Source organism: Pseudomonas sp. FIP_A4 (assembly GCF_036701605.1).
Taxonomy (GTDB): domain Bacteria; phylum Pseudomonadota; class Gammaproteobacteria; order Pseudomonadales; family Pseudomonadaceae; genus Stutzerimonas; species Stutzerimonas phenolilytica.
In genome coordinates this window covers 335,691-356,618 of the sequence record NZ_JAYDXP010000121.1, presented here as the reverse complement: position 1 = coordinate 356,618, position 20,928 = coordinate 335,691, and the positions used below count along the sequence as shown (strand labels likewise).

The following is a 20,928-nucleotide window of genomic DNA, read 5'->3' as shown; positions in this document are numbered from 1 at the left end:
GGGGTCGCCGTGTCTTTGCAGCTGTCTTTCGGCGAAGCCAGCGCCACCGGCCCGCGTGAGGAGAACCAGGACGCCATCCGCGTGGCCACGCCGGTGCCCTGGCTGGCCGCCAGCAAGGGCTGCCTGTTCGCTCTGGCCGACGGCGTCAGCCAGTGCGCCGACGGCGGGCTGGCCGCGCGGGCGACACTGCAGGCGCTGGCACTGGACTACTACGCCACCCCGGAAACCTGGGCCGTGGCTCAGGCGCTGGACCGCGTGCTGGTCGCGCACAACCGCTGGCTGCAGGCCAGTGGCGGCGGCCAGCCGTTGCTGACGACCCTGACCGCGCTGGTCCTGCGCGGCCGGCGTTTTACCCTCGCGCATATCGGCGACTGCCGCGCCTATCGCTGGCAGGGCGGACAGCTGCAGCGGCTGACCGAGGACCATGTGTGGGAGCAGGCCGGCATGCAGCACGTGCTGAAGCGCGCGCTGGGGCTGGATCAGCATCTGCGGATGGACTATCTGGACGGCGAATTGCAGGTCGGCGATTGCTTCATGCTGCTCAGCGATGGCGTCTGGGCGAGCGTCGACGAGCGCACCATCGCGCGGCTGCTGGGCGAACAGCCGGACCTCGGCGAGGCGGCTCGCACGCTGGTTCAACTTGCTCATCGCAACGGCGGTCAGGACAACGCCAGTGCCCTGCTGCTGCGCATCGACGCCCTGCCCGATGCGGTGCTGGCCGACGCGCTGGCGCAGTTGCCGCACTGGCCGTTGCCGCCATCGCTACGCGCCGGCCAGCTGTTCGAAGGCTGGCGGGTGGAAAGCCTGCTGCACGCGTCGCGCCAGTCCCTGCTGTATCGCGTGCGCGACGCACACGCGCAGGCCTGGCTGCTGAAAACCCTGCCGGCCAGTCGCCGGGACGACCCCGAGGCAGCGACGGCCCTGCTGCAGGAAGAATGGTTCATGCGTCGCGCCGCCGCACGCAGCGTCGCCCAGTTGCACCCGCTGCCACGGCGCCAGCAGCTGTACTACGTGCAGCGTGAATACACGGGTCAAACGCTGGCCGAGCGCGTGCGGCAAGCCGGTCCGCTGAACCTGGACGAGTGGCTGCCGCTGGCCACGCAGCTGATCCGCGCGGTGGGCCTGCTGCACCGACGCAACATCCTGCACCGCGACATCAAACCAGAGAACCTGCACATCGATAACGACGGCGAGCTGCGCATCCTCGACTTCGGCCTGGCGTTCTGTCCGGGGCTGTCACGCCAGGCGCCCGGCAGCCTGCCCGGCACACCGAGCTTCCTCGCCCCGGAGGCGTTCGCCGGTGCCGCGCCGAGCGTGGGTCAGGATCTCTATGCCGTGGGCGTCACCCTCTACTACCTGCTCAGCGGGCAGTATCCGTACGGTGAAATCGAACCCTTTCAGCACCGCCGCTTCGGCGTGCCGACTCCGCTCGGCCGCTATCGCCCGGACCTGCCGGCATGGCTGGATATGCTGCTGGCGCAGGCGGTTGCCGTTGATCCGCAACAGCGCTACGAAACCGCCGAGCAATGGCTGCTGCGCCTCGAACAGGGGGAATGTCCGGCTGCGCCGGAGCGTCCGCGCCCCTGGCTGGAGCGCGAACCACTGAAAGTCTGGCGTGGCCTGGCGCTGCTCTCGCTGCTGGCGAATCTGCTGTTGTGGCTAGCGCTGCTCAGCGACGGGTGATCAAGCCCTGCCGTGCCACGCGGGTCAGTTCGCGGATGCATTCGTCGAGGTTTTCCGGCGAAGGCGACTGGATAACCGCGAGGTCGAAACTGTCGTCGGCGAAGCGCGCGAGGGATTCACCGGCACCGGCGAACTGCACCAGCAGCGCGCGCGAGCGGCTGTTGCGCCGTGGCCAGCCATCGAGGTAGCGCAGCAGGGACGGCTGGTGAGCGCCGCCGAGAAGAACCTTGGGATTGGAACGGATCAGGCCGCTGGTGATCGGGGCCAGGCGTAGCTGTGCGTGCGTTGCGTTCATGCTTTGGAGATTCCGCCTCACGAGTTCCGCTGGGCAGCGGTGGGAGGCTTCACCGGAACCAGCGCTTTAGCGGTATTTCGAAACCTCTCGGTTCCCGGCGCCCCGCAAGTAGCTGACTAAATCGGCGCATGGGTACGACTTTATGCAAGCGGTTGCGCGCCTGTCAATCGGTGCTCCGCCGCAACAAGGGCGCACCAGCAGCGCGCACCCAGGCCTCGCCATGGTGCGCGCGGCGGCCGCACAGCGCCCTCTCGCGCCCACCGTCACCGGCGTTTTACCGGTCGCAACGGTATTGGCATGACATCTGCAATGCCCAACACCAACGAACATAGCGCCAGCCCTCAACGACGAGCGCCTGGCTTCCCGACTGAGCGGGACACGGACAAAGGCGTCCTTACCGGAGAACCGGTGGGACGCCTTTTTTGTTGTTGAAAAATTCCAGCAGGCCGGGCGGCAGACGTCATCTGGCACGGAGAACGGGCATGAAGAAACTCAAACTGGTGATGATCGGCAACGGCATGGCCGGCGTGCGAACCCTTGAGGAACTGCTCAAGCTCACCAACGAGCTCTACGACATCACGGTGTTCGGCGCCGAGCCGCATCCCAACTACAACCGCATCCTGCTCTCCCCCGTGCTGGCCGGCGAACAGCAGTTCGAAGAGATCGTGCTCAACGACCTGGACTGGTACGCCGAGAACGACATCCGCCTGATGCTCAAGCGCAAGGTGGTGAAGATCGATCGCGTCAAACGCCGGGTCATCGCCGATGACGGCAGTGAGGCCGAATACGACCGCCTGCTCATCGCCACCGGTTCCAATCCGTTCATCCTGCCGATTCCCGGCAAGGATCTGCAGGGTGTGATCGGCTACCGCGACATCGCCGACACCCAGGTGATGATGGAAACCGCCAAGACCCACAAACACGCGGTGGTCATCGGTGGCGGCCTGCTCGGCCTGGAAGCGGCCAACGGCCTCAAGCTGCGCGGCATGGACGTCACCGTGGTGCATATCGGCGACTGGCTGATGGAGCGCCAGTTGGACAAGACCGCCGGCACCTTGCTGCAAAGCGCCCTGGAAAGCCGCGGCCTGAAGTTCCTGCTGCCCAAGCAGACAGCCGAGCTGATCGGCAACGACGAAGGCCGCGTCGAGGCCGTACGCTTCGCCGATGGCGAGGTGATTCCCGCCGACCTGGTGGTGATGGCCGCCGGCATCCGCCCCAACAGCGAACTGGCCGAACAGGCCGGCATCCCATGCAACCGCGGCATCCTGGTCAACGACACCCTGCAAACCTATGACCCGCGCATCTACGCCGTCGGCGAATGCGCCAATCATCGCGGCACCGCCTATGGCCTGGTCGCCCCGCTGTTCGAACAGGCCAAGGTCTGCGCCAACCACCTGGCCATGCTCGGCTTCTCCCGCTATCTCGGCTCGGTGACTTCGACCAAGCTCAAGGTTACCGGCATCGACCTGTTCTCGGCCGGCGATTTCATCGGCGGCGAAGGCACAGAGACCATCACCCTCTCCGACCCCATCGGCGGCATCTACAAGAAACTGGTGATCAAGGACGACGTGCTGGTCGGTGCCTGCCTCTACGGCGACACCGCCGATGGCGGCTGGTACTTCCGCCAGGTGCGCGAGGGCCAGAACGTCGCGCAGATTCGCGACCACCTGATGTTCGGTGCGGCCGGCTTAGGCGAGGGCGCCATCGGCGACGCCGGCCACCAGGGCCAGAGCAAGGCCATGTCGATGCCTGACGACATGGAGGTCTGCGGCTGCAACGGGGTGTGCAAGGGCACCATCGTCAAGGCGATCCAGGAGCACGGGCTGTTCTCGGTGGACGAGGTGAAGAAGCACACCAAGGCCGCCAGTTCCTGCGGCTCCTGTGCCGGCCTGGTCGAGCAGATTCTGATCAATACCGTGGGCGGCGCGGCCGACGTCAAGCCGAAGAGCGAGAAGGCCATCTGCGGCTGCAGCGACCTCAACCATGGTCAGGTGCGCAAGGCCATTCGCGAGCACCACCTGATCAGCATCCCGGCGGCCATGGTCTTCATGGAATGGCGCACGCCGAACGGCTGCGCCACCTGCCGCCCGGCGCTGAACTACTACCTGATCTCCACCTGGCCGGGCGAGGCCAAGGACGACCCGCAGTCACGTTTCATCAACGAGCGCGCCCACGCCAACATCCAGAAGGACGGCACCTACTCCGTGGTGCCGCGGATGTGGGGTGGCGTCACCAATGCCGCCGAGCTGCGACGCATCGCCGATGTGGCGGACAAGTATCAGGTGCCGATGGTCAAGGTCACCGGCGGCCAGCGCATTGACCTGCTGGGCATCCGCAAGGAAGACCTGCCGGGCGTCTGGAAAGATCTGGACATGCCCTCCGGCCACGCCTACGGCAAATCCATCCGCACCGTGAAGACCTGCGTCGGCAGCGAGTTCTGCCGCTTCGGCACGCAGAACTCGACGCAGATGGGCATCGACCTGGAACACGCGCTGTTCAACATGTGGTCGCCGCACAAGGTCAAGCTGGCCGTCTCCGGCTGCCCGCGCAATTGCGCCGAATCCGGCATCAAGGACGTCGGCATCATCGGTGTGGACTCCGGCTGGGAGCTGTACATCGGCGGCAACGGCGGCATCAAGACCGAGGCCGGCGAGTTCTTCGTCAAGGTGAAGAGCGCCGAGGAGGTCATGGAATACAGCCTGGCGTTCCTCCAGCTCTACCGCGAGGAAGCCTTCTACCTCGAACGCACCGTGCACTACCTGCAGCGCGTCGGCATGGATCACATCAAACAGGCCGTGCTGAACGATGCCGAGCGGCGCAAGGCGCTGCACCAGCGGCTGCTGTTCTCGCTTTCCTTCGAGCAGGACCCGTGGCAGGAGCAGCTTTCCAAGCCGCAGCTGAAGAAGGAATTCGACCGCATCGCCGTCAAGCAGCTGGAAAACGCCTGAGCACCGACCTGGAGGGACACCGCATGAACTGGCTCGATATCTGCGCACTGGATGAGATCAACCCGCTCGGCTCGCGCATCGTCGCCGGCCCCAAGGGTGACATTGCGATATTCCGCACCGCGGACGATCAGGTCTTCGCCCTCGACGATCGCTGCCCGCACAAGGGCGGGCCGCTGTCGCAGGGGATCGTCTACGGCAAACAGGTCGCCTGCCCGCTGCACAACTGGCAGATCGATCTGGCCAGCGGCGAGGCCTTGGCCCCGGACGTCGGCTGCGCCCATCGCCACGAAGCGCGCGTCGAGAACGGGCGCGTGCAGCTTTCGCTGAACCCGCGCAAGGAATGCGCGGCCTGAACACACCGCAGTTGACCAGCACCTTTTCCCCAGGAGACGACGCCATGCGTATGACAACCGCCTCGACCTGCTGCTACTGCGGAGTCGGCTGTGGCGTGCTGATCGAGCACGACGGCGAACGCATCCTCGACGTAGCCGGCGACCCCGGCCATCCGGCCAACCTCGGCAAGCTGTGCAGCAAGGGCTCGACCCTGCACCTGACCGGCGACCTGGGCGCCCGCGCGCTCTACCCTGAGCTGCGTCTGGGCAAGGGCCTGGCCCGCGGTCGCACCGACTGGGACAGCGCGCTGGAGCATGCGGCCAGCGTATTCGCCGAGACCATCCGCGAACACGGGCCGGACAGTGTCGCCTTCTATGTCTCCGGCCAGCTGCTGACCGAGGACTACTACGCCTTCAACAAACTGGCCCGCGCCCTGGTCGGTACCAACAACCTGGATTCCAACTCGCGGCTGTGCATGTCCTCGGCGGTGGTCGGCTACAAGCGCAGCCTGGGCGCCGACGCCCCACCCTGCTCCTACGAGGACATCGAGCTGGCCGACTGCCTGCTGATCGCCGGCAGCAACATGGCCTACGCGCATCCGGTGTTGTTTCGCCGTCTGGAAGAGGCCAAGGCGAAGCGGCCGGAGATGACCATCATCGTCATCGACCCGCGGCGCACCGACACCAGCGAACTGGCCGATCTGCACCTACCGATCCTGCCCGGCACCGATGTCGCGCTGTTCCACGGCCTGCTGCATATTCTCATGTGGGAAGGCTGGATCGACCGCCGCTTCATCGATGCGCATACCGAGGGCTTCGATGCGCTGAAAAGCCTGGTGCGCGACTACACCCCGGCGATGGTCGCCGACCTCTGCGGCATCTCGGTAGATGATCTGCAAACCTGCGCACGGCTGATCGGAAGCGCTCCGGCCTTCCTCTCCCTGTGGTGCATGGGGCTGAATCAGTCAACCGCCGGCAGCGCGAAGAACAGCGCGCTGATCAACCTGCACCTGGCCACCGGACAGATCGGCAAGCCGGGCGCCGGGCCCTTCTCGCTCACCGGCCAACCGAATGCCATGGGCGGCCGCGAAACCGGCAGTCTGTCCAACCTGCTGCCCGGTCACCGCGACGCGGCCAACGCCGAACACCGCGCTGAAGTGGCGGGCTACTGGGGTGTCGAGCAACTGCCCGAACAGCCTGGGTTGCCCGCCATCGAGCTGTTCGAGGCGGTGCGTGCAGGCAAGATCAAGGCGCTGTGGATAGCCTGTACCAACCCGGCGCAGTCGCTGCCGAACCAGCAGAATGTCCATGAGGCGCTGGCCGCCTGCCCCTTCGTCGTGGTGCAGGAAGCCTTCTTCACCACCGAAACCTGCCGCCACGCCGACCTGCTGCTGCCGGCCGCGAGCTGGGGCGAGAAGGAAGGCACGGTGACCAACTCCGAGCGCCGCATCAGCCATGTACGTCGCGCCGTGCCGGCGCCCGGCGAAGCCCGTGCGGACTGGGCGATCACCTGCGATTTCGCCCGACGGCTGGAACGTCGCCTGCGTCCCGGCAAGCCGAGCCTGTTCGCGTTCGAGAATGCCGAAGCGCTGTTCGAGGAGTACAAGCCGCTCACCGCCGCCCGCGATCTGGACTACAGCGGCCTGAGCTACGCACTGATCGACACCCTCGGTCCGCAGCAATGGCCGTTTCCGCCAGGCAGCGAACAGGGCACCGCGCGGCTGTATGGTGACGGTGTGTTTCCCACTGCCAATGGCCGCGCGCGCTTTGTCGCCGAGCAGTACCAGGCGCCGAAGGAAAAGCGCGAGGCGCGCTATCCGCTGACGCTCAATACCGGCCGGCTGCGTGATCAGTGGCACGGCATGAGCCGCACCGGCACCGCGGCGCGGCTGTTCGGCCATGTCGAGGAAGCACTGCTCTGCATGAATGCCGAGGACATGCGTCGCCGGCGCCTGCTGGACGGCCAGCTGGTACAGGTGAAGAGCCGGCGCGGCAGCCTGATCCTGCCGGTGCAGAAGGACGACAGCCTGCGCGCCGGCCAGGCGTTCCTGCCGATGCACTGGGGCGATCGCTTTCTCAAGGGGCTGGGTAGCAACGTCCTGACCCTGGCCAGCGTCGACCCTTTGTCGAAGCAGCCTGAACTCAAGCACGCCGGCATCGAAGTCGAACGAGTCGAACTGCCCTGGCAATTCTTCGCGCTGGTTGAAGGCGATGTGCAGCGACGCTTCGAGGCGCTGCGGCCATTGTTCGAAACGTTCGACTACGCCAGCTTCAGCCTCGGTGGTCGCGAGCGTTCGGCATTACTGATCCGCGCCGCCCGGGACGTGGCGCCAACCGCTGCCGAACTGGATGCCATCGACCGCCTGCTCGGCCTCGACGACGGCCCGGTGCTGGCCTATGACGACCCGCGTCGTGCAGTTGGCAAGCGCGTACGCATCGAGGACGGTCGCATCGGCGCCCTGCGCCTGGCCGGCGAAACCGCCGCCCGGCAGTGGCTGCGCGGGCTCTGGGAAAGCGGCAGTGCGGACGCCGAACTGCGCCGCTGGCTGCTGGCGCCGCTCAGTGCGCCACCGGGCAATGCCAAGGTCGGAACCGACCGCACGCTGTGCAACTGCCTGAACGTCAGCCAGAGCGCGATCTGCGCTGGCATCGAGCGCGGGCTCGATCTGGCCGGCCTCAAGCAGGAACTCGGCTGTGGCACCAGCTGCGGCTCCTGCGTGCCCGAACTCAAGCGCCTGCTGGCCCACCAGCCGGAACGCGCACTTCTCTGATACCAACCAAGACGAGGATTACCCCATGAGCGCAAAAGTCTGGCTGGTAGGCGCCGGCCCTGGCGACCCGGAGCTGCTGACCCTCAAGGCCGTGCGCGCGCTGGGCGAGGCACAGGTGGTGATGATCGATGACCTGGTCAACCCCGCCGTGCTCGAACACTGCCCGAACGCTCGCATCATCCCGGTGGGCAAGCGCGGCGGCTGCCGCTCGACGCCGCAGGCCTTCATCCACCGGCTGATGCTGCGCTACGCCCGTCAGGGCAAGTGTGTAGTGCGCCTCAAGGGTGGCGATCCGTGCATCTTCGGCCGTGGCGGCGAGGAGACCGAATGGCTGGCGGCGCGCGGCATCGAGGTCGAGCTGGTCAACGGCATCACCGCCGGCCTGGCCGGCGCCACGCAATGCGGCATCTCGCTGACCCAGCGCGGCGTAGCGCGTGGTGTAACATTGGTCACCGCGCACACCCAGGATGACAGCAGCCTCGAATGGCAGGCGCTGGCCAAAAGCGGCACCACGCTGGTGGTGTACATGGGCGTGAGCAAGCTGGAACAGGTGCAGGCCGGGCTGCTGGAAGGCGGGATGAATGCCAGCACGCCAGTGGCCATGATCGAGAACGCCTCGCTGCCCCAGCAGCGCGAGTGCCGCTCCAATCTCGCCGGCATGTGTCGCGACGCCCACGCCTTCGAGCTGAAGAGCCCGGCGATTCTGGTGATCGGCGAAGTCGCAGCAAGAAGCGTGGACGAAGCTGACACGCGCCCCGGACAGCCCGCCGCGGATGACGCCAAACTGCGCTGCGCAAATTGATGAAATCAATTAAACCCAGAGAAAACTTCAATAAGTTTCATACAGAAACATGTACTTAATTTTAGCGGACGCATAGAATGCCCGGCCATTAGGAGTTGCGACGCATGGTCGCTGTCGCAAGCTGGACTTATTCAAGCCGTTCCGTTAAAGGGGCCCGGCATGCCTGATGTAGCTCTGTCCCACAACTGGGGCTTCGCGGTATTTCTTCTTGGCGTCATAGCGCTTTGTGCCTTCATGCTCGGCGCCTCCAGCCTGCTGGGCAGCAAAGCCTGGGGCCGTGCCAAGAACGAACCCTTCGAATCTGGCATCGTCCCTACTGGCAGCGCCCGTCTGCGACTCTCCGCAAAATTCTATCTGGTCGCGATGCTCTTCGTGATCTTCGACGTTGAAGCCCTCTATCTCTTTGCCTGGGCCGTTTCAGTGCGCGAAAGCGGCTGGGCGGGCCTCATTGAAGCTACCGTATTCATAGCAATTCTGTTGGCAGGTCTTGTCTACCTTTGGCGGGTCGGGGCGCTCGATTGGGCACCCGCGAGCCGTCGCGAGCGACAGGCGAAGCTAAAACAATGAGGCTCTTCACATGCAATACAAACTTACCCGGATCGATCCGGATGCGGTCAATGACCGCTATCCGATCGGTCAGCAGGAGACTGTTGCCGACCCTCTAGAAGGACAAGTCCATCGCAACATCTACATGGGCAAGCTGGAAGACGTACTGAGCAATGCGGTCAACTGGGGACGCAAGAACTCCCTGTGGCCGTACAACTTCGGTCTATCCTGCTGCTACGTGGAGATGACGACTGCCTTCACCGCTCCACATGACATCGCCCGGTTCGGCGCCGAAGTGATTCGCGCATCACCGCGCCAGGCCGATTTCATGGTCATTGCCGGCACCTGCTTCATCAAGATGGCGCCGATCATCCAGCGTCTCTACGAACAAATGCTCGAGCCCAAGTGGGTCATCTCGATGGGCTCGTGCGCCAATTCCGGTGGTATGTACGACATCTACTCGGTCGTTCAGGGGGTCGACAAGTTCCTCCCCGTGGACGTCTACATACCCGGCTGCCCGCCCCGTCCTGAGGCATTCCTGCAAGGCTTGCAATTGCTGCAGGAATCCATCGGCAAGGAGCGCCGCCCGCTGTCCTGGGTCGTTGGCGACCAAGGCATCTACCGTGCCGAAATGCCTTCGCAGAAAGAACAGCGACGCGAACAGCGTATCCAGGTAACCAACCTGCGCAGCCCCGACGACGTGTGATCCAGCTTCCGCCTTCCCCTCACGGGAAGGTCTGCTCGCACCCCAACGTTGACCGAAAGCGACCGAGATCATGACTGCAGACAGCGCTCTGTACATCCCGCCCTACAAGGCTGACGACCAGGATATCGTCGTCGAACTGAATGCGCGCTTTGGCGCCGACCTCTTTACCGTGCAGCCCACCCGCACCGGCATGCCGGTCCTCTGGGTGCCACGCGAGCGCCTGATCGAGGTGCTGAGCTTCCTGCGCCAGGTGCGCAAACCCTACGTGATGCTCTACGACCTGCATGGTGTCGACGAGCGCCTGCGCACCCAGCGCCAGGGGCTGCCCGCCGCGGATTTCAGCGTCTTCTATCATCTGATGTCGCTGGAGCGTAACAGCGATGTGATGATCAAGGTCGCATTGTCGGAGAAGGACCTCTGCCTGCCGACGGCTACCGGCGTCTGGCCGAATGCCAACTGGTACGAGCGCGAAGTCTGGGACATGTATGGCATCGACTTCACCGGACATCCTCATCTTGCGCGCATGCTCATGCCGCCGACCTGGGAAGGCCATCCGCTGCGCAAGGACTACCCGGCGCGCGCGACCGAGTTCGATCCCTACAGCCTGACCGCAGCCAAGCAGGATCTGGAACAGGAGGCCCTGCGCTTCAAACCCGAAGACTGGGGCATGAAGCGCAGTGGGCCGCACGAGGACTACATGTTCCTCAACCTCGGCCCGAACCACCCCTCGGCGCACGGCGCGTTCCGCATCATCCTGCAACTCGATGGCGAGGAAATCATCGATTGCGTACCGGAGATCGGTTACCACCATCGCGGCGCCGAGAAGATGGCCGAGCGCCAGAGCTGGCACAGCTTCATTCCCTATACGGACCGTATCGACTACCTCGGCGGGGTGATGAACAACCTGCCCTACGTGCTAGCGGTGGAGAAGCTCGCCGGCATCAAGGTGCCGGACCGCGTGGACTTCATCCGCGTGATGATGGCGGAGTTCTTCCGCATCCAGAACCATCTGCTCTACCTGGGCACCTATATTCAGGACGTCGGCGCCATGACGCCGGTGTTCTTCACCTTCACCGATCGTCAGCGCGCCTACCAGGTGATCGAGGCCATCACCGGTTTCCGTATGCACCCGGCCTGGTATCGCATCGGCGGAGTAGCGCACGATCTGCCGCGCGGTTGGGACAAGCTGGTACGCGAGTTCCTCGACTGGATGCCCAAACGGCTGGCGGAGTACGAAAAGGCCGCGCTGAAGAACAGCATTCTGATCGGCCGCACCAAAGGCGTGGCCGCCTACAACACCAAGGAGGCCCTGGAATGGGGCACCACTGGTGCGGGGCTGCGCGCCACCGGCTGCGACTTCGACATCCGCAAGGCGCGCCCCTATTCCGGCTACCAGCACTTCGAGTTCGAGGTGCCGCTGGCGGTTAACGGCGATGCCTACGACCGCTGCCTGGTGAAGATGGGGGAGATGCGCGAAAGCCTGCGCATCATCGAGCAATGCCTGAAACACATGCCCGAAGGTCCGTACAAAGCCGATCACCCGCTGACTACGCCACCGCCGAAGGAACGCACGCTGCAGCACATCGAAACCATGATCACGCACTTCCTGCAGGTATCGTGGGGGCCAGTGATGCCGGCCAACGAGAGCTTCCAGATGATCGAGGCGACCAAGGGCATCAACAGCTACTACTTGACCAGCGACGGCAGCACCATGAGCTATCGCACGCGCATTCGCACGCCGAGCTTCCCGCACCTGCAGCAGATTCCGGCCGTGATCCGCGGCAGCATGGTCGCGGACCTCATCGCCTATCTGGGCAGTATCGATTTCGTCATGGCCGACGTGGACCGCTGATATGAGCACGCTTATCCAGACTGACCGTTTCGCCCTCAGCGCAGCCGAGCGCTCGGCCATCGAGCATGAGATGCACCACTACGAAGACCCGCGCGCGGCGTCCATCGAAGCCCTGAAGATCGTGCAGAAGGCCCGCGGCTGGGTGCCGGACGGGGCTGCCGATGCCATCGGCGAGTTGCTCGGCATTCCCGCCAGCGATGTCGAGGGCGTAGCCACCTTCTACAGCCAGATCTTTCGTCAGCCGGTGGGCCGCCACATCATCCGTGTCTGCGACAGCATGACCTGCTTCATCGGTGGCCACGAATCGATCCTCGAGGCACTGCAGCGTCAGCTAGGCATCGCACCGGGCCAGACCACCGCCGACGGCCGTTTTACCCTTATCCCGGTATGCTGCCTGGGCAATTGCGACAAGGCGCCGGCACTGATGATCGACGATGACACCTTCGGCGATGTGCGCAGCGAAGGCATCGCCGCCCTGCTGGAGGCCTATCCATGACGCGCAGCACGACGAAAACGCTCGCCTCCCTCGGCCCGGCCAACCGCGTGGCGCGCAACGAGGAAACCCACCCGCTGACCTGGCGCCTGCGCGACGACGGTCAGCCGGTCTGGCTCGACGAGTACCAGCAGAAGAACGGCTACGCTGCCGCGCGCAAGGCGCTGGCCGAAATGGCCCAGGCCGACATCGTGCAAACGGTGAAGGACTCCGGACTCAAGGGGCGCGGCGGCGCCGGCTTCCCAACCGGTGTCAAGTGGGGCCTGATGCCGGCAGACGAAGCGCAGAACATCCGCTACCTGCTGTGCAATGCCGACGAGATGGAACCCAACACCTGGAAGGACCGCCTGCTCATGGAGCAGCTGCCGCACCTTCTGGTCGAGGGCATGCTGATCAGTGCCCGGGCGCTCAAGGCCTACCGCGGCTACATCTTCCTGCGCGGCGAGTACGTCGATGCGGCGCACAACCTCAACCGCGCCATCGAGGAAGCCAAGGCCGCCGGCCTGCTCGGCAAGAACATTCTTGGTTCCGGCTTCGATTTCGAGCTGTTCGTACACACCGGTGCCGGACGCTACATCTGCGGTGAAGAAACCGCATTGATCAACTCCCTCGAAGGCCGCCGCGCCAACCCGCGCGCCAAACCGCCCTTCCCTGCCGCCGTCGGCGTCTGGGGCAAGCCGACCTGCGTGAACAACGTCGAAACGCTGTGCAACGTGCCGGCGATCATCGGCAACGGCGTGGACTGGTACAAAGGCCTGGCGCGGCCGGGCAGCGAAGACATGGGCAGCAAGCTCATGGGCTTCTCGGGCAAGGTCAAGCATCCCGGCATCTGGGAACTGCCCTTCGGCGTCAGCGCCCGCGAGTTGTTCGAGGACTACGCCGGCGGCATGCGCGACGGCTACCGTCTCAAGTGCTGGCAGCCCGGCGGCGCCGGCACCGGCTTCCTGCTGCCCGAGCATCTCGAGGCGCAGATGTATGCCGGCGGTATCGCCAAGGTCGGCACGCGGATGGGCACTGGCCTGGCGCTGGCGGTGGACGACACCGTCAACATGGTCTCGCTGCTGCGCAACATGGAAGAGTTCTTCGCCCGCGAATCCTGCGGCTGGTGCACGCCATGCCGCGACGGCCTGCCGTGGAGCGTGAAGATTCTGCGCGCGCTCGAGCGCGGCCAGGGGAGTCGCCAGGACATCGATACGCTGCTGCAACTGGTCGACTTCCTCGGCCCGGGCCGCACCTTCTGCGCCCACGCGCCAGGCGCGGTGGAGCCGTTGGGCAGCGCGGTGAAGTATTTCCGACATGAGTTCGAAGCAGGCGTCGCGCAAGAGGCGAAGGCGCCTACGCAGCCGGCATAGAGAATTGAACGACGCAGGGCGCGAAAGGCTCGACGCGAGGCGCATTCAGCCCGTCAGCCTCAGCGCTCCGCCTCAGAAGCAGATTTCCTATTAGCCTGACCCGCGCAAGCGGATGAGAAGACCTAGAAATGGCCACGATCCACGTAGACGGCAAAGCCTACGAGGTCGACGGTGCGGACAACCTGTTGCAGGCCTGTCTGTCCCTCGGACTCGACATCCCCTACTTCTGCTGGCACCCGGCGCTGGGCAGCGTCGGTGCTTGCCGCCAATGCGCGGTCAAGCAGTACAGCGACGAAAACGATACCCGCGGCCGCCTGGTCATGTCCTGCATGACCCCGGCCACCGACAAGACCTGGATCTCCATCGACGACGAGGAAGCCAAAGCTTTCCGTGCCAGCGTCGTGGAGTGGCTGATGATCAACCACCCGCACGACTGCCCGGTGTGCGAGGAAGGCGGTCACTGTCATCTGCAGGATATGACGGTGATGACCGGCCATAACAAGCGCCGCTACCGTTTCACAAAGCGTACACACCAGAATCAGGAACTCGGTCCGTTCATAGCTCACGAGATGAACCGTTGCATCGCCTGCTATCGCTGCGTGCGCTACTACAAGGACTATGCCGGCGGCGAAGACCTCGGCGTGTTCGGCGCGCATGACAACGTCTACTTCGGCCGCGTCGAGGACGGCGTGCTCGAGAGCGAGTTCTCCGGCAACCTCGTCGAGGTCTGTCCCACCGGCGTGTTCACCGACAAGACCCACTCCGAGCGCTACAACCGCAAGTGGGACATGCAGTTCGCACCAAGCATCTGCCAGCAGTGCTCGGCCGGTTGTAACGTCAGCCCCGGTGAGCGCTACGGCGAGATTCGCCGCATCGAAAACCGCTTCAACGGCGCGGTCAACCATTACTTCCTCTGCGATCGCGGCCGCTTCGGTTACGGCTACGTGAACCGCAAGGACCGTCCGCGCCAGCCGCTGTTGCGCGCCGGACAGGTCCAGCTGGGCGTGGACGCCGCACTGGACAAGGCCGCTGCGCTGCTTGCCGGTCGTCGGCTGATCGGCATCGGTTCGCCGCGCGCCAGCCTGGAAAGCAACCACGCGTTGCGCGAATTGGTCGGCGCGGACAACTTCTATTCCGGCATCGCCGCCCAGGAGCTGCACAACCTGCAGCTGATCCGGGAACTGCTGCAGAACGGCCCGCTGCCGACGCCGTCGATGCGCGAGATCGAAGAGCACGACGCCATCTTCGTCCTCGGCGAGGACCTGACCCAGACGGCTCCGCGTCTGGCGCTGTCACTGCGTCAGGCCGTCAAGGGCAAGGCCACCGAAATTGCCGCCGCGGCGAAGATTCCGGAGTGGCACCAGGCCGCCGTGCAGAATGTCGCCCAACGCGCGCTGAGCCCGCTGTTCATCGCCTGCGTCAGCGAGACTCGCCTGGACGACGTCGCCGCCGAAAGCGTGCAGGCTGCGCCCGACGACCTGGCCCGACTGGGCTTCGCCGTCGCACATGCCATTGACCCCAGCGCACCGGCGGTTGCCGGACTGGAAGCCGATGCCACACAACTGGCACAGCGCATCGCCGACGCCCTGCTCGCTGGCAAGCGCCCGCTGATCATCTCCGGCGCGTCGCTCGGCTCCGAAGCCGTGCTCAAGGCGGCCGCGAACATCGCCCAGGCGCTGAAGAACCGCGAGAAGAACGCCTCGATCAGCCTGGTGGCTGCCGAGGCCAACAGCCTGGGCATGGCGCTGCTGCTGGCCGACGAGCGCGCCGACAAGTCGGTGGACGCCGCGCTGCAGGCACTGCGCAGTGGCCAGGCCGATGCCGTACTGGTGCTGGAAAACGACCTGTACCGCCGCGCCGCACGCGCTGACGTGGACGCTGCGCTGGATGCCGCGCACGTGCTGATCGTCGCCGACCACCAGCACACCGAGACCGCCGCGCGCGCCGATCTGTTGTTACCGGTCGCCAGTTTCGCCGAGGGCGACGGCACCCTGGTCAGCCAGGAAGGCCGCGCCCAGCGCTTCTTCCAGGTCTTCGAGCCGAGCTACTACGACAGCAGCATCCTGATCCGCGAAGGCTGGCGCTGGCTGCATGCACTGCAGTCGACCCGCGAGCATCGCCCGGTGGACTGGACCCGCCTCGATCAGGCAACCGAAGCCTGTGCCTCCAGCCATCCGGTGCTGGCCGCGATTCGTGACGCGGCCCCGAAGGCCGAGTTCCGCATCAAAGGTCTGAAGATGGCCCGTGAGCCGCTGCGCTACAGCGGTCGCACGGCGATGCGCGCCGATATCAGCGTGCACGAGCCGCGCCAGCCGCAGGACGTCGACTCGCCTTTCGCCTTCTCCATGGAGGGCTATTCCGGTTCTGCCGAGGCACGTCAGCAGATTGCCTTCGCCTGGTCACCGGGCTGGAACTCGCCGCAGGCCTGGAACAAATTCCAGGACGAGGTCGGCGGCCATCTACGCGCCGGCGATCCGGGCGTACGTCTGCTCGAATCGCGCGGTACCACGCTGACCTGGTTCGCGCCGACCGCCGCCTTCGCCCCGCAACCGGGACATTGGCAGGCCGTGCCGCTGTATCACCTGTTCGGCAGCGACGAAACCTCGTCACTGGCCGCGCCGATCCAGACGCGTATTCCGCAACCGTATGTGGCGTTGAACGAAGCCGAAGCCGCACGTCTGGGCGTCAACGACGGTGTGCGCTTGGCCCTGCTGGTGAACGGACATGAGCTGCACCTGCCGCTGCGTATCGTTGAAGACCTGGCGGTCGGGCTGGTCGGGCTGCCGGTCGGCCTGCCCGGCGTGCCGGCAGCGTTCGCGGGCGCGATCGTCAGCAATCTGCAGGAGGCTGCGCAATGAGCTGGCTGACTCCCGAAATCATCGACGTGATCATCCAGGTGCTCAAGTCCCTCGTCATCATGCTGGTGGTGGTGGTGGCCGGTGCGCTGCTGAGCTTCGTTGAGCGCCGTCTGCTCGGTCTCTGGCAGGATCGCTACGGTCCGAACCGGGTCGGCCCCTACGGCCTGTTCCAGCTCGCCGCCGACATGCTGAAGATGTTCTTCAAGGAGGACTGGACACCGCCCTTCGTCGACAAGCCGATCTTCACCCTGGCGCCAGTGGTGGCGATGGGCTCGCTGCTGATCGCCTTCGCCATCGTGCCAGTGACACCAACCTGGGGTGTGGCCGACCTGAACATCGGCCTGCTGTTCTTCTTCGCGATGGCGGGCCTCACGGTCTATGCGGTGCTGTTCGCCGGCTGGGCCAGCAACAACAAGTTCGCCCTGCTCGGCGCCCTGCGCGCTTCGGCACAGACGGTGTCCTACGAAGTGTTCTTGGGCCTGTCGCTGATGGGCATCGTCGCCCAGGTCGGCTCGTTCAACATGCGCGACATCGTCGAGTACCAGCAGCAGAACCTCTGGTTCGTCATCCCGCAGATTCTCGGCTTCGCGACCTTCTTCATCGCCGGTGTCGCGGTCACCCACCGTCACCCGTTCGACCAGCCAGAAGCCGAGCAGGAATTGGCCGACGGCTATCACGTCGAATATGCCGGCATGAAATGGGGCATGTTCTTCGTCGGTGAGTACATCGGCATTGTGACCATCTCGGCGCTGCTGACCACGCTGTTCTTCGGCGGCTGGCACGGTCCGTTCCTCGATACCCTGCCGTGGCTGTCGTTCTTCTGGTTCGCGCTCAAGACCGGCTTCTTCATCATGCTCTTCATCCTGCTGCGAGCGTCCCTGCCCCGGCCACGCTACGACCAGGTAATGGCTTTCGGCTGGAAGTTTTGCCTGCCGCTGACGCTGCTCAACCTGCTGGTGACCGGCGCGCTCGTGCTGGCCGCGCAGTAAGGAGAAAATTCATGTTCAAGTACATTGGCGAGGTGCTCCACGGCACCTACACCCAGTTGCGCAGCCTGGTGATGGTGTTCAGCCATGCCTTCCGCAAGCGCGACACACTGCAATACCCCGAAGAGCCGGTCTACCTGCCACCGCGCTATCGCGGCCGCATCGTACTTACCCGCGACCCCGACGGCGAAGAGCGCTGCGTGGCCTGCAACCTCTGTGCGGTGGCCTGCCCGGTAGGCTGCATCTCGCTGCAGAAGGCCGAGACCGAAGATGGTCGCTGGTATCCGGAATTCTTCCGCATCAACTTCTCGCGCTGCATTTTCTGCGGCCTGTGCGAGGAGGCCTGCCCGACCACCGCAATCCAGCTCACTCCGGATTTCGAGATGGGCGAGTACAAGCGCCAGGACCTGGTCTACGAGAAGGAAGACCTGCTGATCTCCGGGCCCGGCAAGAACCCGGACTACAACTTCTACCGCGTTTCCGGCCTGGCCATCGCCGGCAAGCCGAAAGGCGCCGCGCAGTGCGAAGCCGAACCGATCAACGTCAAGGGGTTGCTGCCGTGACCGTATCGCCGCGCCCCCGCTCCTTCCGCCCGCTCGCCTCATGGGCGAGCGACGCCACAGTTTCGAGGACCTGACGTCATGGAATTCGCGTTCTACTTCTCCGCCGGTGTCGCGGTGGTGTCCACCCTGCGGGTGGTCACCGGCACGAATCCGGTTCACGCCCTGCTCTACCTGGTCGTCTCGCTGCTGGCGGTCGCCATGTGCTTCTTCAGTCTCGGCGCGCCGTTTGCCGGTGCGCTGGAAATCATCGTCTACGCCGGCGCGATCATGGTGCTGTTCGTCTTCGTGGTGATGATGCTCAACCTCGGCCCGGCCATTGCCCAGCAGGAGCGAGCCTGGCTGACACCACGGATCTGGATCGGCCCGTCGCTGCTGGCCGGTGTGCTGCTGCTGCAACTGCTTTGGGCGCTGTTCGCCGAACCGAGCAATGCACCGCTGGCGCTCACCAGCGTTGGTCCCAAGGAAGTAGGCGTATCGCTGTTCGGGCCCTACCTGCTGGCGGTCGAACTGGCCTCGCTGCTGCTGCTCGCGGCGCTGATCGCGGCCTACCACCTGGGCCGCCATGAGGCGAAGGAGTAATTCATGCAAAGCATTCCTCTCGAACACGGGCTGGCAGTCGCCGCGATCCTCTTCTGCCTCGGGCTGGTCGGTCTGATGGTTCGGCGCAACATCCTGTTCATGCTGATGAGCCTGGAAATCATGATGAACGCTGCAGGCCTGGCCTTCGTCGTCGCCGGTAGCCGCTGGGCACAGGCGGACGGGCAGATCATGTTCATCCTGGTGATCACCCTGGCGGCGGCTGAAGCCGCCATCGGCCTGGCGATCCTGCTGCAGCTATACCGCCGCTTCAATACCCTCGATGTCGATGCCGCAAGCGAGATGCACGGATGAATCTTCTATTCCTGACCTTCGTTTTTCCGCTGCTCGGCTACTTCCTGCTCGCTTTTTCCCGCGGACGGATTTCCGAGAACCTTGCTGCGACCATCGGCGTCGGCTCGGTGGGGCTCAGCGCGCTGACCAGCGCCTGGATCATCTGGCAGTTCAACACCACGCCGCCGGCCGAAGGGGTCTTCACCCTGCAGCTATGGCAGTGGCTGGACGTCGCCAACCTGCAGGCATCCTTCGGCCTGCATCTGGACGGCCTGTCGCTGACCATGCTCGGTGTGGTCACTGGCGTGGGCTTCCTGATCCACCTGTTCGCCAGCTGGTACATGCGGGGTGAAGAGGGCTACTCGCGCTTCTTCGCCTACACCAACCTGTTCATCTTCAGCATGCTGCTGCTGGTGTTGGGCGACAACCTGCTGCTGCTGTACTTCGGCTGGGAAGGCGTGGGGTTGTGCTCCTACCTGCTGATCGGCTTCTACTTCAAGGAGCGCAAGAACGGCAACGCGGCGCTCAAGGCCTTCATCGTCACCCGCGTGGGCGACGTGCTGATGGCCTTCGGCCTGTTCATCCTGTTCGTCCAGCTCGGCACGCTGAACATCCAGGATCTGCTGACGCTGGCGCCGCAGAAGTTCGCCGAGGGCGATCTGTGGATCACCCTGGCCACCCTGGCGCTGCTCGGCGGCGCAGTGGGCAAGTCGGCACAACTGCCGCTGCAGACTTGGCTGGCCGATGCGATGGCGGGCCCGACGCCGGTGTCCGCGCTGATCCACGCCGCCACCATGGTCACCGCCGGCGTCTACCTGATCGCCCGTACCCATGGTCTGTTCCTGCTGGCGCCTGACGTGCACGAGCTGGTCGGCATCGTCGGCGGCGTGACGCTGGTGCTGGCCGGCTTCGCCGCACTGGTGCAGACCGACATCAAGCGCATCCTGGCCTACTCGACCATGAGCCAGATCGGCTACATGTTCCTTGCCCTCGGCGTCGGTGCGTGGGACGCAGCGATCTTCCACCTGATGACGCACGCCTTCTTCAAGGCCCTGCTGTTCCTCGCGTCCGGCTCGGTTATCCACGCCTGCCACCACGAGCAGAACATCTTCCGCATGGGTGGCCTGTGGAAGAAGCTGCCGCTGGCCTACGCCAGTTTCATCGTCGGCGGCGCCGCGCTGGCCGCGCTGCCGCTGATCACCGCGGGCTTCTACTCCAAGGACGAAATCCTCTGGGAAGCCTTTGCCAGCGGGCACAACAGGCTGCTCTATGCCGGTCTGGCCGGCGCTTTCCTGACTTCGCTGTATACCTTCCGACTGATCTTCATTGCCTTCCACGGCAAGCCGCAGACCGAGGCGCATGCCGGAAGTGGCCTCGCCCACAACCTGCCGCTGGCGGTGCTGATCGTGCTTTCCACGGTGGTCGGTGCGCTGATCACCCCGCCGCTGGCCGGCGTGCTGCCTGAGAGCGTCGGGCATGCCGGTGGCGAAGCCAAACACAGCCTGGAGCTGGTGTCTGGCGCCATTGCAATCGCCGGCATCCTGCTCGCCGCAGTGCTGTTCCTCGGCAAGCGAGTGCTGGTCACGTCCATCGCCCAGAGCGCACCGGGGCGCCTGCTGAGCGCCTGGTGGTTTGCCGCGTGGGGCTTCGACTGGGTCTACGACAAGCTTTTCGTGCAGCCCTACCTGTGGCTGTGCCGCTTGCTCGCCCGTGACCCCATCGACGCCACCATCGGTCTGGTGCCGCACACCGCCCGTGGCAGCCACGCCGCCCTGAGCCGCAGCGAAACCGGCCAGTTGCGCTGGTATGCCCTGTCCATCGTCGGCGGAGCCGTGCTGCTGCTCGGCATCATCCTGCTCTGAATTGCCCAA

The 20,928-nt window shown here is 65.0% G+C and carries 17 protein-coding genes; 16 read left to right on the top strand and 1 reads right to left on the bottom strand.

Going from position 1 to position 20,928, the window contains the following annotated elements:
- Nucleotides 1-9: 9 nt before the first annotated feature.
- A complete protein-coding gene (locus U8L64_RS09035) occupies nucleotides 10-1,683 on the top strand; it encodes a bifunctional protein-serine/threonine kinase/phosphatase (protein ID WP_077683061.1) in 1,674 nt (557 codons plus the stop codon).
- On the opposite strand, the gene U8L64_RS09030 is transcribed toward U8L64_RS09035, so the two are convergent.
- Nucleotides 1,670-1,978, bottom strand: a complete 309-nt coding sequence (locus U8L64_RS09030; protein ID WP_043297061.1) for a hypothetical protein — start codon at nucleotides 1,976-1,978, stop codon at nucleotides 1,670-1,672. The two genes, U8L64_RS09035 and U8L64_RS09030, sit on opposite strands and share 14 nt — an antisense overlap.
- Nucleotides 1,979-2,460: 482 nt before the next feature.
- On the opposite strand from U8L64_RS09030, the gene nirB reads away from it, so the two are divergent.
- The 15 genes from nirB (at nucleotide 2,461) to nuoL (ending at nucleotide 20,919) form a co-directional block, all read left to right on the top strand.
- Nucleotides 2,461-4,926, top strand: coding sequence for a nitrite reductase large subunit NirB (gene nirB, locus U8L64_RS09025; RefSeq protein ID WP_333396305.1), 2,466 nt, complete (start codon nucleotides 2,461-2,463; stop codon nucleotides 4,924-4,926).
- 23 nt (nucleotides 4,927-4,949) lie between these two features.
- Nucleotides 4,950-5,279 carry a nitrite reductase small subunit NirD gene (gene nirD / locus U8L64_RS09020; protein ID WP_138300052.1) on the top strand — a complete coding sequence of 110 codons (330 nt, stop codon included), beginning with the start codon at nucleotides 4,950-4,952 and terminating at the stop codon, nucleotides 5,277-5,279.
- A gap of 44 nt (nucleotides 5,280-5,323) precedes the next feature.
- Nucleotides 5,324-8,029 (top strand): nitrate reductase, encoded by a 2,706-nt coding sequence (locus tag U8L64_RS09015; protein WP_333396302.1) that lies wholly within the window; start codon nucleotides 5,324-5,326, stop codon nucleotides 8,027-8,029.
- Nucleotides 8,030-8,054: 25 nt separating this feature from the next.
- Nucleotides 8,055-8,831 carry a uroporphyrinogen-III C-methyltransferase gene (cobA, locus tag U8L64_RS09010; protein ID WP_333396299.1) on the top strand — a complete coding sequence of 259 codons (777 nt, stop codon included), beginning with the start codon at nucleotides 8,055-8,057 and terminating at the stop codon, nucleotides 8,829-8,831.
- Nucleotides 8,832-8,990: 159 nt separating this feature from the next.
- A complete protein-coding gene (locus U8L64_RS09005) occupies nucleotides 8,991-9,398 on the top strand; it encodes an NADH-quinone oxidoreductase subunit A (protein WP_003289584.1) in 408 nt (135 codons plus the stop codon).
- Between the two features lie 10 nt (nucleotides 9,399-9,408).
- Nucleotides 9,409-10,083 carry a NuoB/complex I 20 kDa subunit family protein gene (locus U8L64_RS09000; RefSeq protein WP_043297070.1) on the top strand — a complete coding sequence of 225 codons (675 nt, stop codon included), beginning with the start codon at nucleotides 9,409-9,411 and terminating at the stop codon, nucleotides 10,081-10,083.
- A 70-nt stretch (nucleotides 10,084-10,153) separates the two neighbouring features.
- Nucleotides 10,154-11,935: an NADH-quinone oxidoreductase subunit C/D gene (gene nuoC, locus U8L64_RS08995; RefSeq protein ID WP_054093176.1), complete on the top strand. Its 1,782-nt coding sequence runs from the start codon at nucleotides 10,154-10,156 to the stop codon at nucleotides 11,933-11,935.
- A 1-nt stretch (nucleotide 11,936) separates the two neighbouring features.
- Entirely contained in the window at nucleotides 11,937-12,431 is a 495-nt protein-coding gene (gene nuoE, locus U8L64_RS08990; RefSeq protein WP_043297073.1) for an NADH-quinone oxidoreductase subunit NuoE, read from the top strand.
- On the top strand, nucleotides 12,428-13,780 hold the full coding sequence (gene nuoF, locus U8L64_RS08985) for an NADH-quinone oxidoreductase subunit NuoF (RefSeq protein WP_043297074.1): 1,353 nt from the start codon (nucleotides 12,428-12,430) through the stop codon (nucleotides 13,778-13,780). Before nuoE ends, nuoF begins: the two co-directional genes overlap by 4 nt.
- 128 nt (nucleotides 13,781-13,908) lie before the next feature.
- Entirely contained in the window at nucleotides 13,909-16,638 is a 2,730-nt protein-coding gene (nuoG, locus tag U8L64_RS08980; protein WP_333396290.1) for an NADH-quinone oxidoreductase subunit NuoG, read from the top strand.
- The gene (gene nuoH, locus U8L64_RS08975; RefSeq protein ID WP_008570156.1) at nucleotides 16,635-17,627 is read left to right on the top strand and encodes an NADH-quinone oxidoreductase subunit NuoH; all 993 of its coding nucleotides are present in this window, start codon (nucleotides 16,635-16,637) and stop codon (nucleotides 17,625-17,627) included. Before nuoG ends, nuoH begins: the two co-directional genes overlap by 4 nt.
- Before the next feature lie 11 nt (nucleotides 17,628-17,638).
- Nucleotides 17,639-18,187, top strand: a complete 549-nt coding sequence (gene nuoI / locus U8L64_RS08970) for an NADH-quinone oxidoreductase subunit NuoI (protein ID WP_003289595.1) — start codon at nucleotides 17,639-17,641, stop codon at nucleotides 18,185-18,187.
- Nucleotides 18,188-18,265: 78 nt separating this feature from the next.
- Nucleotides 18,266-18,766, top strand: a complete 501-nt coding sequence (gene nuoJ / locus U8L64_RS08965; protein ID WP_043297076.1) for an NADH-quinone oxidoreductase subunit J — start codon at nucleotides 18,266-18,268, stop codon at nucleotides 18,764-18,766.
- A 3-nt stretch (nucleotides 18,767-18,769) separates the two neighbouring features.
- Nucleotides 18,770-19,078, top strand: coding sequence for an NADH-quinone oxidoreductase subunit NuoK (gene nuoK / locus U8L64_RS08960; RefSeq protein ID WP_008570159.1), 309 nt, complete (start codon nucleotides 18,770-18,772; stop codon nucleotides 19,076-19,078).
- A complete protein-coding gene (gene nuoL / locus U8L64_RS08955) occupies nucleotides 19,075-20,919 on the top strand; it encodes an NADH-quinone oxidoreductase subunit L (protein WP_333396276.1) in 1,845 nt (614 codons plus the stop codon). Before nuoK ends, nuoL begins: the two co-directional genes overlap by 4 nt.
- Nucleotides 20,920-20,928 lie beyond the last annotated feature (9 nt).

Coding starts and splice junctions, on each gene's coding strand:
- nirB (WP_333396305.1), top strand. CDS start 2,461: ATGAAGAAACTCAAACTGGTGATGATCGGCAACGGCATGGCCGGCGTG.
- nuoK (WP_008570159.1), top strand. CDS start 18,770: ATGCAAAGCATTCCTCTCGAACACGGGCTGGCAGTCGCCGCGATCCTC.
- nuoE (WP_043297073.1), top strand. CDS start 11,937: ATGAGCACGCTTATCCAGACTGACCGTTTCGCCCTCAGCGCAGCCGAG.
- nuoJ (WP_043297076.1), top strand. CDS start 18,266: ATGGAATTCGCGTTCTACTTCTCCGCCGGTGTCGCGGTGGTGTCCACC.
- nuoG (WP_333396290.1), top strand. CDS start 13,909: ATGGCCACGATCCACGTAGACGGCAAAGCCTACGAGGTCGACGGTGCG.
- nuoC (WP_054093176.1), top strand. CDS start 10,154: ATGACTGCAGACAGCGCTCTGTACATCCCGCCCTACAAGGCTGACGAC.
- U8L64_RS09005 (WP_003289584.1), top strand. CDS start 8,991: ATGCCTGATGTAGCTCTGTCCCACAACTGGGGCTTCGCGGTATTTCTT.
- U8L64_RS09015 (WP_333396302.1), top strand. CDS start 5,324: ATGCGTATGACAACCGCCTCGACCTGCTGCTACTGCGGAGTCGGCTGT.
- nuoI (WP_003289595.1), top strand. CDS start 17,639: ATGTTCAAGTACATTGGCGAGGTGCTCCACGGCACCTACACCCAGTTG.
- U8L64_RS09000 (WP_043297070.1), top strand. CDS start 9,409: ATGCAATACAAACTTACCCGGATCGATCCGGATGCGGTCAATGACCGC.
- nuoL (WP_333396276.1), top strand. CDS start 19,075: ATGAATCTTCTATTCCTGACCTTCGTTTTTCCGCTGCTCGGCTACTTC.
- nirD (WP_138300052.1), top strand. CDS start 4,950: ATGAACTGGCTCGATATCTGCGCACTGGATGAGATCAACCCGCTCGGC.
- nuoH (WP_008570156.1), top strand. CDS start 16,635: ATGAGCTGGCTGACTCCCGAAATCATCGACGTGATCATCCAGGTGCTC.
- cobA (WP_333396299.1), top strand. CDS start 8,055: ATGAGCGCAAAAGTCTGGCTGGTAGGCGCCGGCCCTGGCGACCCGGAG.
- nuoF (WP_043297074.1), top strand. CDS start 12,428: ATGACGCGCAGCACGACGAAAACGCTCGCCTCCCTCGGCCCGGCCAAC.
- U8L64_RS09030 (WP_043297061.1), bottom strand. CDS start 1,978: ATGAACGCAACGCACGCACAGCTACGCCTGGCCCCGATCACCAGCGGC.